The organism is Actinosynnema sp. NPDC053489, assembly GCF_044544865.1.
Lineage (GTDB): Bacteria > Actinomycetota > Actinomycetes > Mycobacteriales > Pseudonocardiaceae > Actinosynnema.
Genome location: NZ_JBITXT010000003.1, coordinates 387,171 through 400,745, shown reverse-complemented (window position 1 = coordinate 400,745; position 13,575 = coordinate 387,171). Strand labels below are relative to the sequence as shown.

Below are 13,575 nucleotides of genomic sequence, written 5' to 3'. Positions count from 1 at the left end.
CCGCGGCGGCCCGAGGGGTTCGCGGTGACGCCCCGGCGGCGGTGGGGGCGGGGTGTCACCGCAGGGCCCGCCGCACCTCGCGGTCGGTTTCGGCGGTGCGGACGCGCGGCCAGACCACGCCGTCGCACTCGTCCCAGTACCGCTGCACGTTCAACGGCAGGCAGCGCTCGAACGCCGGCCACCGGCCGTAGCGCGGCGCCAGGGCGCGGTGCGCGGCCCGGTACGCGTCCGCAGGCGTGCCGCCGCTGAGGTGCGCGCTGCCGACGGTGCGGCGCAGCTCGTCCAGGAAGTGCCGCGAGTTGGCGACGGCCGCGTCGACCTCCGCCCGGTCGCGGGCGTGCGGGCCGTGCCCGCCGACGAGCTGCTCCGCGCCCAGGGCGGCCACGCGGTCCAGCGTCGTGGTGGCCCACTCGTCGTGGAACGCGTCGGCGGTGTCGAGGGCGGCCCGCGCCTCGACCAGGTCGCCGGCGAACAGGATCCGCTGGTGCGGCAACCAGGCGACGAGGTCGCCCGCGGTGTGGCCGCGCCCGCAGTACCGCAGCTCCACCTCGCCCCGGTCGCCGCCGAGCGGGATGGTGAGGCGGTCGGAGAACGTGACGGTCGGCCAGGTGAGGCCGGGGATGCCCGACGCCTCCCCGACCAGGTCGCGCCGACCTCGCCAGTCCTCCCGGCCGCGTTCGGCGATCAGCGCCCTGGTGTTCTCGTGGGCGACGACCTCGGCGGCGTCGAACGCGCTCGCGCCCAGCGCGCGGTCCGCGTGGTAGTGGCTCAGGACCAGGTGGCGGACGGGTTTGCGGGTGCGCCGGCGCAGCGGGTCGAGCCAGCGGCGGGCCTGCGCCGGCGTCGCCCGGGCGTCGACGCAGACCAGGAAGTCCTCCCCCTCGATCGCGCCCACGTTCGGGGCGTCCTCGGAGATCAGCGCGTGGACGCCGTCCGCCAGTTCGACGATCCGCTCGGGGGTTGGGTCGGCCACACCTCCACCATAGGGATGATCAGCTCCCCCGGACCCCCACGATCGGCAGCCGCAGCGCGCCGGGTGCGTGGGCGGGCACGGCGGGGTTGACCGGCGGCACCGGGGTGATCCGCCGGTAGCCCGCCGACTGGTCGGGTCGCGGGTCCGGCTCGCCCTTGTTCGGCCACACCGAGAACGCGCGCTCGGCCTGCGCGGTGATGGTGAGCGACGGGTTCACGCCCAGGTTGGCCGAGATCGCCGCGCCGTCCACCACGGACAGGCCCGGGTAGCCGTGGACCCGGTGGTACGGGTCGATGACGCCCTCGGCCGGGGTCGAGCCGATCGGGCAGCCGCCGATGAAGTGCGCGGTCAGCGGGATGTTGAACAGCTCGCCCCAGGTGCCGCCCGGCATGCCGTCGATGTGCCGCGCGGCCAGCAGGTTCGCCCGGTGGCCCGCCTCGATGAACGTCGGGTTGGGCTGCCCGTGCCCCTGCCGGGAGGTGAGCTTGCGGCGGAACAGGCCCTTCTTGGTGAACGTGGTGATGGAGTTGTCGAGGCTCTGCATCACCAGCAGGATCACCGTCCGCTCGCTCCACCGGTGCACCGACATGAGGCGGGCCAGCCGCAGCGGGTGGCGGACGGCCTGGGCGAGGAACTGCACCAGCCGCGGCGTGGCCTTCGCGCCGTCCGTGGCCAGCGTCTGGAGCAGCCCCATGGCGTTGCTGCCCCTGCCGTAGCGGACCGGCTCGATGTGGGTCTGCTCGTCGGGGTGGATGGACGAGGTGATCGCCACGCCCCGGCTGAAGTTGCGCTCCTCGTCCACGGTGAAGCGGGCCGCGCCGATGATCGCCTCGGAGTTCGTCCTGGTCAGCTCGCCCAGCCTCGGCGACAGGTCGGGCAGCGCGCCCTCGGCCCGCATCCGGTGCAGCAGCTGCTGGGTGCCCCACGTGCCGGCGGCCAGCACGACCTGGCCCGCGGTGATCGTGCGGCGGCCCTTGCGCAGCTTGCCGCCGGTGCGCCGGGTGCCGACGACCCACGTGCCGTCCGGCGCCTGGCGCAGGTCCGTCACGGTGGTCAGCGGCAGCACCTCCGCGCCGTTGCGCTCGGCCAGGTAGAGGTAGTTCTTCACCAGGGTGTTCTTCGCGCCGACGCGGCAGCCCGACATGCACGCGCCGCACTGCGTGCAGCCGGTCCGGCTCGGGCCCGCGCCGCCGAAGTACGGGTCCTCGGCGGGCTCGCCGGGCTCGCCGAAGAACACGCCGACCGGCGTCGGGTGGAACGTGTCGGCCACGCCCATGTCCTCGGCGACGCGCTGCATCACCACGTCGGACGGGGTGGTGGTCGGGTTCTCCACCACTCCCAGCATCCGGCTCGCCTGGTCGTAGAACGGGGCCAGCTCGGCCTCCCAGTCGGTGATGTGCGCCCACTGCCGGTCGGCGTAGAACGGCTTGAGCGGCCGGTACAGCGTGTTCGCGTACACCAGCGACCCGCCGCCGACGCCCGCGCCGGCCAGGATCATCACGCTGCGCAGCGCGTGGATGCGCTGGATGCCGTAGCAGCCCAGCGCGGGCGCCCACAGGTACCGCCGCAGGTCCCAGGACGTCTCGGCGAACTCGTCGTCGGCGAACCGGCGGCCCGCCTCGACCACGGCCACCCGGTAGCCCTTCTCGGTGAGCCGGAGCGCGGCGACGCTGCCGCCGAAGCCCGAACCCACCACGACGACGTCGTAGTCGGTGTTGTTACCGGCGAGTTCACCCATGCCGGCGAGAGTAGGCGTAACTTCCGGTAACAGCTAGTTCTCGATCGGTTCAGGCGCGGCCGGGCACGAAAAAGCCCCCGCCTGGAGCAGGGGCCCGTTCGCCTCGCCGAAAGCCGTCGGCCCGGAAGTCCTCAGCCTCGAATCCTCAGCCGCGGATCCTCAGCCGCGGATCGTCAGGCCGACCTTTTGGAACTCCTTCAGGTCCGAGTAGCCGGTCTTGGCCATCGCCCGGCGCAGCGAACCGAACAGGTTCGTCACGCCGCGCGGGTCCACCGACGGGCCGAACAGCAGCTTGCGCAGGTCCACGACCTGGTCCACGCCGGTCGACACGTGGCTGCGCGGCACCGACGGGTGCGCCGACGCGGCCGTCCAGTACAGGCCCTGGCCCGGCGCCTCGGACGCCGCCGCCAGCGGCTCGCCCAGCATCACCGCGTCCGCGCCGCAGGCGATCGACTTCGCGATGTCGCCGCTGGTCAGCACGCCGCCGTCGGCGATCACGTGCACGTACCGGCCGCCGGTCTCGTCCAGGTAGTCCCGCCGCGCGGCGGCCGCGTCCGCGATGGCCGTGGCCATCGGCACGCCGATGCCCAGCACCGAGTCCGTCGTGGTCACGCCCGGCGTGTAGCCGTAGCCGACGATCACGCCCGCCGCGCCCGTGCGCATCAGGTGCATCGCGGTGCGGTAGTCGCCGACGCCGCCCGCGATCACCGGGATGTCGAGGTCGGCGATGAACGACTTCAGGTTCAGCGGCTCGCCGTCGCGCGACACGTGCTCCGCCGAGATGATCGTGCCCTGCACGACCAGGATCTCCACGCCGGCCGCCAGCAGGTCCGGCGTCAGCTCGGCCGCCCGCTGCGGGCTCACCCGCACGGCGACCGTGACGCCCGACTCGCGGACCTGCTTGACCGCCTCGGCGATCAGGTCCATCCGCACCGGCTCGGCGTGCAGCTCCTGCAGCACCCTCACCGGCGCGGCCGGGTCGTCGGTGTCCTCCACCGCCTGCACCAACCGGAACAGGGCCTCCTCGACGTCGCCGTGGCGAGCCCACAGGCCTTCCGCGTTCAGCACGCCCAGGCCGCCCAGCTCACCGATCGCGACCGCCGTGCCCGGGGACACGATCGCGTCCGTCGGGTGGGTGATCAGCGGGATCTCGAACCGGTAGGCGTCGATCTGCCAGGCCGTCGAGACGTCCTTGGAGGACCGGGTCCTGCGGGACGGGATGATTTCGAGGTCGTCCAGCTCGTAGGCCCGCCTCGCGGTCCGGCCCATGCCGATCTCGACCAGATCGCGCACCTTTGTCGTCCTTCCGTGGAACCAGTGAACCCGGGCAGGCCAGGAACCTGGAGGGCTGGCGGAACCTGGGAACACTAGCCCAGGGCGGCCCGGTTCAGCGGGTCGTGTAGTTCGGGGCCTCGACGGTCATGGTGATGTCGTGCGGGTGGCTCTCCTTCAGCCCGGCCGCCGTGATCCGCACCAACTGCTTGTGCTGGAGCTCGGCGACCGTCTTCGAGCCGGTGTAGCCCATGGCCGCGCGCAGGCCGCCCACGAGCTGGTGCACCACGGACGACAGCGGGCCGCGGAACGGCGTGCGGCCCTCGATGCCCTCGGGCACCAGCTTGTCCTCCGACAGCACGTCGTCCTGGAAGTAGCGGTCCTTCGAGTAGGACTTGCCGGTGCCGCGGCCCTGCATCGCCGCCAGCGAGCCCATGCCCCGGTAGGTCTTGAACTGCTTGCCGTTGACCAGCACCAGCTCGCCCGGCGACTCGGCCGTGCCCGCCAGCAGGCTGCCCAGCATGACCGCGCTCGCGCCGGCCGCGATCGCCTTGGCGATGTCGCCGGAGTACTGGATGCCGCCGTCGCCGATCACCGGCACGCCCGCCGGGCCGCACGCCAGGCTCGCCTCGTAGATCGCGGTGATCTGCGGCACGCCCACGCCCGCGACCACGCGCGTGGTGCAGATCGAGCCGGGGCCCACGCCGACCTTCACGCCGTCCGCGCCCGCGTCCACCAGCGCCTGCGCGCCGGCGCGGGTGGCGACGTTGCCGCCGACCACGTCGACCTCGTCACCCAGCTCCTTCTTCACCCGCGCGACCATCTCCAGCACGTTGCGCTGGTGGCCGTGCGCGGTGTCGACCATGATCACGTCGACGCCCGCCTCGGCCAGCGCCATCGCCCGCGCGAAGCTGTCCTCGCCGACGCCGATCGCCGCCGCGCACAGCAGCCGGCCGTCGGGGTCCTTGGAGGCGTTCGGGTACTGCTCGGTCTTGACGAAGTCCTTGACCGTGATCAGGCCGCGCAGCTTGCCCTCGCCGTCCACGATCGGCAGCTTCTCGACCTTGTGCCGGCGCAGCAGGCCCAGCGCGGCCTCGGCCGAGACGCCGACCTGGGCCGTGATCAGCGGGCCCTTGGTCATCACCTCGCTGACCTTGCGCGAGTGGTCGACCTCGAACCGCATGTCGCGGTTCGTGATGATGCCCACGAGCTTGCCGTCGGCGTCCGTGACCGGCACACCGGAGATCCGGTAGCGCGCGCACAGCTCGTCGACGTGGCGGATCGTGTCGTCCGGGGTGCACGTCACCGGGTCGCTCACCATGCCCGCCTCGGACCGCTTCACGGTCTCCACCTGGCGGGCCTGCTCCTCCAGCGGCAGGTTGCGGTGCAGCACGCCGATGCCGCCCTGGCGGGCCATCGAGATGGCCATCCGGCCCTCGGTCACGGTGTCCATGGCGGCCGAGGCCAGCGGGACCCGCAGCGTGATGTTGCGCGACAGCTTGGTGCTGGTGTCCACGCCGCTCGGCACGATCTCGGACTCGGCGGGCAGCAGCAGTACGTCGTCGAAGGTCAGTCCCAGCATGGCGAACTTGGGCGGGACTCCGTCAGCGTTGAGCTCGCTGGTCATGGCGGCTGGCTTGCCTTCCGTAGTGCGGCGATCCCGCCGCCGCGGATCGGTTCCACGCAGCGGCGATGGGTTCAGGTCATGGTATCTGGACGTGCACGCGGGTCCGCCCGGTACCGTGCGGGGTCGTGCCGCACGACGCGTTGCCACCAGACCCGTTCGCGGGCGACCCCGAGGACCCCGCCCGGGCCCTCGGCGAACCCGACCACGACCACGACCACCCGCCGATGGACGACGCCGAGCGGGCCGAGCTGATCGGCGACCTCAGCGACCTCGCGGTGTACCAGGCGCTGCTGGAACCGCGTGGTGTCAGGGGCATCGTGGTCGACTGCGGCGAGTGCCAGGAGCCGCACTACCACGACTGGGCGCTGCTGCGGTCGAGCCTGGAGCAGCTGCTGTCGGACGGTCGAATGCGCCCGCACGAGCCCGCGTACGACCCGGACCCGGCGGCCTACGTCAGCTGGGAGTACTGCCGCGGCTACGCCGACGGGGTGACGGCGACCGAGAGCGCGCGCTGACGGGTGTGACGAAGCCCGCCCCCGGACGGGGAGCGGGCTTCGTCACACTTCCGGCGCGGTGCCTCAGCCGCCCGCGGTCGTCTCGCCGTCCGTGACGCCGGGCGTCACCGTGTCGCCCTTGCTCTGACCGCTGGCCGGCGGCTCGCCCGAGGGTGCCGGCGGCTGGGCCGTGCCGTCCGTCGGCGTGACCGTCTCGGTGGTGGTCGGCGGCGGCGGGACCGTGGTGGTCGGCTCGGTCGTCGTCGTCTGCGTCGGCGAGAGGCGGCTGGTCTCGGGCGTCGGCGACGGCTGCGTCGTGAACGGCCCGGCCGTCGTGGTCGTGTTCGGCGACGGCGTGGTGCTGGTCAGCTCCTGCAGCAGCGACTCGTGCCGCTGGGCCAGGTCGTCCTTGCCGTCGTCGGGCGAGACCGCCGGCAGGGCGTCGCCCGCCTTGAGCAGGGCGTCGCGGGCCTCGCCGTACCGGCCGTCGCGCAGTGCCGCGCGGGCGGTGTCGAGGTCGGTGCGCACGGCGACGGCGGCCTCCACCGACCGCGCGTGCTCGGAGTACAGGACCCTGGTCAGGCCCCAGAGCGCGTCGCCGGGCTCGGCGTCGCGCGCGACCAGGCTCATCCCGGTGAACGCGATCGCCAGCACGGCGGCGGCGCTCGCGAGGGGGATCAGGAACCGCCGCCGGGCGGGCGGCGGGGTGCGCGCGGCGGCGATCGTGGCCACCGCGGTGTCCGTGTCGACCAGCTCGCCCACCGGCGGGCTGTCGACCTCGCGCCGCCAGGCCAGCAGCAGCGCGTTCAACTCGTCCTCGACGAGCGAGTCCGGCTCCTCGCCGCCACGCCCGCCCAGCGCGTCGAGCAGCGCGTCGTCGGCCCGGATCCCCGCGAGGTCGTCGCCGGGCCCGGCCACGGCGTCCTCGATCAGGGTGTCATCGGACCGCGGCGGTCTCTCACCTCGTCCGCGCACGACTTCTCCGTTGCCCTTTTCGTGCTGGTCAGCCACTCAGACCACCTCCTCCGCTGCCAACGTCTTGCGCAGGCGGGCCAGGGCGCGGTGCTGCGCCACCCGTACCGCGCCCGGCGTGGAGCCGACCGCGTCGGCGGTCTCCTCGGCCGACAGGCCGACGACCACGCGGAGCAGCAGGATCTCCCGCTGCTTCTCGGGGAGGACCTTCAGGAGCAGCGCCATCCGCTCCGACAGCTCGCCCTGCATGGCGCGCTGCTCCGGACCGGCCTCCGTCTCGGGGGCGTCCGGCACCTCCGGGACCGGTTCGGACCGGTTCCGGGCGGCGGAGCGATGAGCGTCGGCCACCTTGTGCGCGGCGATCCCGTAGACGAACGCCAGGAACGGCCGACCCTGGTCGCGATAGCTGGGCAGGGCCGTCAGCACCGCGAGACACACCTCCTGGGCCACGTCGTCCGCCGAAGCGAAGGACCTCTCCTGCCTTCCGACTCTGGCGCGGCAGTACCGCACCACGAGGGGCCGGATGGATGCCAGGAGCCGCTCGATCGCGTGGCGGTCGCCATCGACGGCTGCGCCCACTTCGGCGTCCAGTCCGTCCCCCAAGTTGGTCATCGCAGACAACTGCCCTGGTGTTACGCGTAGGCGTACCGACAAAGAACAGCACGGGACGACCGACGTCGCCCGGACTGGTGACGCTCACCGTACCGTCCGGCCGGCCCGATGTCGGGCAACCGGGCCGAGAAGGGGTCTTTGGACCTCACCCGACCAGCCGACACGCCCGTGGACGCGCGCCGGCCCGGCGACGCGTAGCGTCGCCGGGCCGTGGCTGGAGGAAGGAGTGCCGGTGCGACTCGCCTGACGAGTCCGACGAGCCTGGCCCCGAGCCTGTGCGCGATCCGTGCCTAGGACACGAGGCCGCGCCGGAAGCCGTGCGCGACGGCCTGGGCGCGGTCCCGCACGCCGAGCTTGCGGAACAAGCGCCGGGCGTGCGTCTTCACCGTGTCCTCGGACAGGTAGAGCTCGCGCCCGATCTGCCCGTTGCTCTTGCCCTGGCTCATCCCGCGCAGCACCTGGAGCTCGCGCTCGGTGAGCTGGACGCCCGGGTCCGACGGCTGGCGCGGCGCGGGCACGCTCGTGCTCGCGAGCGTGTGCGCCAGCGCGGCGACCAGCTCGGGGCGCGAGGCGTCCCAGCGGAGGTAGCCGCGCGCCCCGCCGGCGATCGCGGCGGCGATGCTGCCCGCGTCGTCCGGTGCGCCGAAGACGATGACGTTTGCCTGCGGGTTGGCCGAGACGAGTCGCCGGGTCGCTTCGACCCCGGTCGGAACGGCGCGCTGGGTGCCAACCAGTACGACGTCGACCGGCTGCCGAGAGAACCGGGCCAACAACTCGTCACCGTGCGCTACGCAGTCGATGCGGCTAACCCCTGGGACAGCCGACATCACGCGGGTGAGACCCTCCCGCACACTGCGCCGGTCGTCGCAAATAAGGACCGTGGTCACGGGGACTCCTTCCTGCAGCCGAGTGACGTTCCACATCCCCTATCGGACGCTAGAGGCCGAACCTTGACACGATCCGGTGCTTAATCCGTCAAGAAGTTCGTCTCGGGGTCTGCGTTCGGGGGTTCCCCGGAACGGAGCAGCGCAGTCGGGATCCACGGCGAGCGGTCCGCCAAACGGCGACCCGACGGGTCGGCTCTGCGCAACACGCAGCTCAGAGCGTTTTCCGCGCGTTCCTTCATGTTTTGCTTTCCCGCAATACTGCGGTCTGCCTGGGCGTTTGCGAGCACGAGCGCCGTCGGCCAGACCAACGAGAAAAGTCCTCGGCGGTCAGTGTGATTTAGGTCACAGAGTAGCACGTCGACCCCCCTGGCGACGCTTTCGGGGGTCCCCCGCACCACCAAAGCGGTGCCCAGGACCAGGTCGGACTTGAGGATGTGTCGCGTTGCGCCGGCCTCCCGCGCGGTCGCGGCGGCCGCCTCGGCCGGGGGCACCGCCTGCTCCGCGTGACCGCCGGCCAACGCGATCTCGGCCGCCAGCCACTGGTGGCGCACCCGGCTGCGCCACCCGTGCGGCTCGACCCTCGCGTGCAGTCGCCGCGCCTCGGCGAGCCGCCCGGTCCCGACGGCGTCCGCGGCGAGCCCGAGGAGCGCGTCGGCCCGCGCCCCGGCCGGGTCGACGTCGTCGCGGTCGCCGCCGCCGCCGTCGGGCGCCATCGCCAGCGCGCGGGCGTCGAGCACGCGGGCCGCCGCGTGGCCGCCGAGCTGCCGCCGGTGCGAGGCGAGCGTGGAGGCCGCCAGCGACCCGAACAGCCCACCTCCCCGGATCAGCTCACCGAGCACCGAGGCCGCCGCCGCGTACCGGCCCTGCCCGCCGAGGACCACGGCCGCGAGCCACCGCTCCTCCACCCCGCCGCCCAGCGCCCGCCAGACCTCCGCCTCGGGCCGGTCCCCGAACGCCGCCTCCCGCATCCCACCTCCACGTGTGTCGAACCCTCAGGTCCCGTGTGTCGAACTCCCACGTCTCGTGTGTCGAACGTCCAGGACCCCCGTGTTCCACGCTCGGGGCCCGTGCCCGGGGTGATGGGGACCTCGTGGACGTGCGCCTGAATGACGAACTCGGGGGTCCTGGAGGTTCGACACACCGGGCTTGGGCGTTCGACACACGGGACCCGGAGGTTCGACACACGAGGGTCGGGTGGGAGGTGGGGCGCGGGTCAGCAGACGGCGCGCTCGATGGCGTCGGACGCGGAGGCCAGGTCGTCGACGCGGTCCGCCGGCTGCGGCACGACGCCGCGCTTCCAGCCCGGCCCCCCGACGAACACGCGGACCTGCTGGCGCGTCCTCGGCAACGCCGCCACGACACCCGGATCGGCGTAGCGCGGCAGCTGCGCCCACAGCACGACGGCCGCCGGCGCCGTCCGCCGCACGGCCGAGGCCAGCGCGTCCGCCGGCAGCGCCGCCCCCAGGTGCCTGACGCCCACGCCCCGCCGCGCCAGCACCGCCGCCAACGGGTACAGCGGCAGGTCGTGCCGCTCGTCCGGCATGCACGCCAGCAGCACGGGGCGGTGGTTGCGCGGGCTCGTGACGACCGGGGTCGCCCGCACCAGCGCCGCCCGCACGCACTCCTGCACCAGGTGCGACACCTCCACCCCGCCCCCCGAGTGCTCCCACCTCGCCGCGATCGCGGCCATCACCGGCCGCACCACCTCGTCCCACGTCGCGACCACGCCGTCCGCCTCGATCGCGTCGGCGACCAGCGCCTGCACCGCCGCCGAGTCCATCGCCAGCGCCGCCCGGCCCACTCCCCTGGCCCTGGGGTTCGCCGCCTGCAGCTTCAACCCGCGGCCGCCGGCGGGCGCCGACCCGCCGTTCAGCTCACCCACCGTGACCACCGGCCCGGTGGACCGGGACTCGTGCAGGGGACTGGCGAGGGCGTACCTGGCGGCCTCCGCGGACGACGCGCCGCGCAGCAGGGCCCGCTGCATCAGCTCCAGCCGCGCCACGTCGAGCGGCGCGTACTTGCGGTGTCGCCCGGTTGTGTGATCACTGGGTCCGAGGCCGTACCTGCGGTCCCAGGTGCGCAGCGTGGCCGGCGCGACGCCCAGCCTGCGCGCGACGGCGGCCACCGAGAGCGGTACCGAATGCGCGGGATCGTCTTCCGCCGCAACGGGTCCCTGCTCGCCTTCCGGCACGGTCCCGGTGTGGTCGGGGGGCGTCATCACGGTCACATCGTCCGTTCACCCGACGTCACCGGCAACTCCGGGTTTCAACGCCGATCGATCACCCATCGTATGAATTGCCGGCAAAAGGCCCCTGACCCCCTTGAACAAGGATTGGCGCGGTTCTACGGTGGATCATCGTTAAGCCGAATGGAGCAGTTCTCGTCCATGGGCCAAGGAGGCGGTCTCGATGGCGGACACCCGAAGGCTTCCCGGTCCCAACGCGGATCTGTGGGACTGGCAGATGCGCGGCTCGTGCCGCGGGATGGACAGCGCGTTCTTCTTCCACCCGGACGGTGAACGCGGACCGGCGCGGGCGCGGCGGGAGGCGCGCGCGAAGGCCGTGTGCCTGTCGTGCCCGGTGCTGGAGATGTGCCGGAGGCACGCCCTGGCGGTCCAGGAGCCCTACGGGATCTGGGGCGGCCTCTCCGAGTCGGAGCGGGACAGCATCATCAAGGCGCGCAAGCGGCAGCTGACGCCCGCCTGACACCGAACACGCGAAAGGGGCGGCCCCGTGCGGGCGCCGCCCCTCCCGTTCGCGCTGCCGGACCGGTCAGTGGCCGTGCCCGTGGCCGTGACCGTGGCCCGCGCCCGCCGCGGCGGGCTCCTCTTCCTTCTTCTCCACGACGGCGCTCTCCGTGGTGAGCACCATGCGGGCGATGGAAGCGGCGTTGGTGACCGCCGAGCGGGTCACCTTCACCGGGTCGATGATCCCGGCTTCGAGCAGGTCGCCGTAGGTGAGGGTGGCGGCGTTGAGGCCGAAGCCCCAGTCCTGCTCGCGCACCTTGTTCACCACGACCGCGCCCTCCAGGCCGGCGTTCGCCGCGATCCAGAACAGGGCCGAGCCCAGCGCCTCGCGGACGATCGCGACACCGGTCGCCTCGTCGCCAGACAGGCCGAGGTCGCCGTCGAGCACCTTGGCCGCGTGGACCAGGGCCGAACCGCCGCCGGGCACGATGCCCTCCTCGACCGCCGCCTTGGTCGCCGCCACCGCGTCCTCGATGCGGTGCTTGCGCTCCTTCAGCTCGGTCTCGGTGGCCGCGCCGACCTTGACCACCGCGATGCCGCCGGACAGCTTGGCCAGCCGCTCCTGCAGCTTCTCGCGGTCCCAGTCGGAGTCGGTGGCCTCGATCTCGCGGCGCAGCTGCTCCGCGCGACCCGCCACGTCGGCCTTGGTGCCGCCGCCGTCGACGATGGTCGTGTCGTCCTTGGTGACGACGACCCGCCGGGCGGTGCCCAGCACGTCGAGGCCCGCCTCGGACAGCTTCAGGCCGACCTCGGCCGCGATGACCTTCGCGCCGGTGACGACGGCCAGGTCGTCCAGGAACGCCTTGCGGCGGTCGCCGAAGTACGGCGCCTTCACCGCGACCACGCGCAGCGTCTTGCGCAGGGCGTTGACGACCAGGGTGGACAGCGCCTCGCCCTCGACGTCCTCGGCGATGATGACCAGCGGCTTGCCGGCCTCGGCGACCTTCTCCAGGATCGGCAACAGGTCGGCCAGCGCCGAGATCTTCTCGCGGTGCAGCAGGATGCGGGCGTCCTCGAACACCGTCTCCTGCGCCTCGAGGTCGGTGGCGAAGTGCGCCGACACGTAGCCCTTGTCGAACTGCACGCCCTCGGTGATCTGCAGCTCGGTGGCCATCGAGGACGACTCCTCGACGGTGATCACACCGTCCTCGCCGACCTTCTCGATGGCCTCGCCGAGCAGGGCGCCGATGGACTCGTCGCGCGAGGAGACCGTGCCGACCTGGGCGATGTTGTCGCGGCCCTTGACCGGGGTGGCCTTGCCCTTGAGGGCGTCGACCACGGCCTCGGCCGCGGCGTGGATGCCGACGCCGAGCGACATGGGGTTCGCGCCGGCGGCGACGTTGCGCAGGCCGACCCGGACCATGGCCTGGGCCAGCACGGTCGCGGTCGTCGTGCCGTCGCCCGCCACGTCGTTGGTCTTGGTGGCGACGCTCTTGGCCAGCTGCGCGCCCAGGTTCTCGAAGGCGTCGTCCAGCTCGACCTCGCGGGCGATGGTCACGCCGTCGTTGGTGACGGTGGGCCCGCCGAACTTCTTGTCGATCACGACGTGCCTGCCGCGCGGGCCGAGGGTCACCTTGACCGTGTCCGCGAGCTTGTTGACGCCGCGCTCGAGTGCCCGACGAGCGTCCTCGTCGAAGCTGATCTGCTTGGGCATTGCCTACGCCTCTCTTGATGCGAAACGCCCCGGGAAGCCCCGGTGAGGGGTTCGCCGGGGCGCCTTGCGTGTCAGCCGAGCGTCAGTTGATGACGGCCAGCACGTCGCGGGCGGAGAGGATGAGGTACTCCTCGCCGTTGTACTTGACCTCGGTGCCGCCGTACTTGGAGTAGATGACGACGTCGCCGACAGCCACGTCCACGGGGACGCGGTTGCCCTTGTCGTCGATCCGGCCGGGGCCGACCGCGAGGACCTTGCCCTCCTGGGGCTTCTCCTTCGCGGTGTCCGGGATCACGAGGCCGGAAGCGGTCGTGGTCTCGGCCTCGCTGGCCTGGACGACGATCTTGTCCTCGAGCGGCTTGATGTTCACGCTCACCGGGCTGACCTCCACGGTCGTCGAAAGCGTTGGCAGGTTGCGTTTACGGCTCCTGCCACCCCGCCGTCGCGGGGGTCGGGGCGGTTGCTGGTGCCGTGCATCTAGCACTCTACCCACGCGAGTGCCAACGCTTCAACGACCCCCCGATCTCGGCCGGGTGAAGTCGTCCACTCGTGTCACACCGCAGTTCACCTCGTCGCCAACCTGGTCGGCCACCGTGTCCC

General features: G+C 72.7%; 13 protein-coding genes. 2 read left to right on the top strand and 11 right to left on the bottom strand.

The window, feature by feature from the left end:
* Positions 1-55: 55 nt before the first annotated feature.
* From ACIGNX_RS08675 to guaB, 4 genes are all read right to left on the bottom strand, one after another.
* The gene (locus ACIGNX_RS08675) at positions 56-973 is read right to left on the bottom strand and encodes an MBL fold metallo-hydrolase (RefSeq protein ID WP_396537765.1); all 918 of its coding nucleotides are present in this window, start codon (positions 971-973) and stop codon (positions 56-58) included.
* Positions 974-992: 19 nt separating this feature from the next.
* Positions 993-2,711, bottom strand: coding sequence for an FAD-dependent oxidoreductase (locus ACIGNX_RS08670; protein ID WP_396537763.1), 1,719 nt, complete (start codon positions 2,709-2,711; stop codon positions 993-995).
* Positions 2,712-2,870: 159 nt separating this feature from the next.
* The gene (locus tag ACIGNX_RS08665) at positions 2,871-4,004 is read right to left on the bottom strand and encodes a GuaB3 family IMP dehydrogenase-related protein (RefSeq protein WP_396537761.1); all 1,134 of its coding nucleotides are present in this window, start codon (positions 4,002-4,004) and stop codon (positions 2,871-2,873) included.
* A gap of 94 nt (positions 4,005-4,098) precedes the next feature.
* Positions 4,099-5,610 carry an IMP dehydrogenase gene (gene guaB / locus ACIGNX_RS08660; protein ID WP_396537759.1) on the bottom strand — a complete coding sequence of 504 codons (1,512 nt, stop codon included), beginning with the start codon at positions 5,608-5,610 and terminating at the stop codon, positions 4,099-4,101.
* Between the two features lie 65 nt (positions 5,611-5,675).
* On the opposite strand from guaB, the gene ACIGNX_RS08655 reads away from it, so the two are divergent.
* Complete coding sequence (locus ACIGNX_RS08655; RefSeq protein WP_396537757.1) at positions 5,676-6,125, top strand: DUF5319 domain-containing protein; 450 nt, start codon at positions 5,676-5,678, stop codon at positions 6,123-6,125.
* Positions 6,126-6,188: 63 nt separating this feature from the next.
* Here ACIGNX_RS08655 and ACIGNX_RS08650 read toward each other — a convergent pair whose 3' ends face one another.
* The 5 genes from ACIGNX_RS08650 to ACIGNX_RS08630 form a co-directional block, all read right to left on the bottom strand.
* Positions 6,189-7,115: an anti-sigma-D factor RsdA gene (locus tag ACIGNX_RS08650; RefSeq protein ID WP_396537755.1), complete on the bottom strand. Its 927-nt coding sequence runs from the start codon at positions 7,113-7,115 to the stop codon at positions 6,189-6,191.
* The gene (locus tag ACIGNX_RS08645) at positions 7,116-7,688 is read right to left on the bottom strand and encodes a sigma-70 family RNA polymerase sigma factor (protein ID WP_158844722.1); all 573 of its coding nucleotides are present in this window, start codon (positions 7,686-7,688) and stop codon (positions 7,116-7,118) included.
* A 290-nt stretch (positions 7,689-7,978) separates the two neighbouring features.
* Positions 7,979-8,575: a response regulator transcription factor gene (locus ACIGNX_RS08640; RefSeq protein ID WP_015805222.1), complete on the bottom strand. Its 597-nt coding sequence runs from the start codon at positions 8,573-8,575 to the stop codon at positions 7,979-7,981.
* Positions 8,576-8,655: 80 nt separating this feature from the next.
* Entirely contained in the window at positions 8,656-9,543 is an 888-nt protein-coding gene (locus tag ACIGNX_RS08635) for a hypothetical protein (RefSeq protein WP_396537752.1), read from the bottom strand.
* 245 nt (positions 9,544-9,788) lie between these two features.
* The gene (locus ACIGNX_RS08630) at positions 9,789-10,700 is read right to left on the bottom strand and encodes a MerR family transcriptional regulator (RefSeq protein WP_396537750.1); all 912 of its coding nucleotides are present in this window, start codon (positions 10,698-10,700) and stop codon (positions 9,789-9,791) included.
* Positions 10,701-10,983: 283 nt separating this feature from the next.
* On the opposite strand from ACIGNX_RS08630, the gene ACIGNX_RS08625 reads away from it, so the two are divergent.
* Positions 10,984-11,280 carry a WhiB family transcriptional regulator gene (locus ACIGNX_RS08625; RefSeq protein WP_033428626.1) on the top strand — a complete coding sequence of 99 codons (297 nt, stop codon included), beginning with the start codon at positions 10,984-10,986 and terminating at the stop codon, positions 11,278-11,280.
* Between the two features lie 66 nt (positions 11,281-11,346).
* Here ACIGNX_RS08625 and groL read toward each other — a convergent pair whose 3' ends face one another.
* Both groL and groES read right to left on the bottom strand, forming a co-directional pair.
* Positions 11,347-12,975 (bottom strand): chaperonin GroEL, encoded by a 1,629-nt coding sequence (gene groL, locus ACIGNX_RS08620; protein ID WP_396537748.1) that lies wholly within the window; start codon positions 12,973-12,975, stop codon positions 11,347-11,349.
* An 82-nt stretch (positions 12,976-13,057) separates the two neighbouring features.
* Entirely contained in the window at positions 13,058-13,351 is a 294-nt protein-coding gene (gene groES / locus ACIGNX_RS08615; protein WP_033428811.1) for a co-chaperone GroES, read from the bottom strand.
* Positions 13,352-13,575: the final 224 nt, after the last annotated feature.

Excerpts from the sequence above, each read along its gene's own strand:
- guaB (WP_396537759.1), bottom strand. The coding sequence starts at position 5,610 with ATGACCAGCGAGCTCAACGCTGACGGAGTCCCGCCCAAGTTCGCCATG.
- ACIGNX_RS08670 (WP_396537763.1), bottom strand. The coding sequence starts at position 2,711 with ATGGGTGAACTCGCCGGTAACAACACCGACTACGACGTCGTCGTGGTG.
- ACIGNX_RS08625 (WP_033428626.1), top strand. The coding sequence starts at position 10,984 with ATGGCGGACACCCGAAGGCTTCCCGGTCCCAACGCGGATCTGTGGGAC.
- ACIGNX_RS08645 (WP_158844722.1), bottom strand. The coding sequence starts at position 7,688 with ATGACCAACTTGGGGGACGGACTGGACGCCGAAGTGGGCGCAGCCGTC.
- ACIGNX_RS08635 (WP_396537752.1), bottom strand. The coding sequence starts at position 9,543 with ATGCGGGAGGCGGCGTTCGGGGACCGGCCCGAGGCGGAGGTCTGGCGG.
- ACIGNX_RS08655 (WP_396537757.1), top strand. The coding sequence starts at position 5,676 with ATGGGTTCAGGTCATGGTATCTGGACGTGCACGCGGGTCCGCCCGGTA.
- groL (WP_396537748.1), bottom strand. The coding sequence starts at position 12,975 with ATGCCCAAGCAGATCAGCTTCGACGAGGACGCTCGTCGGGCACTCGAG.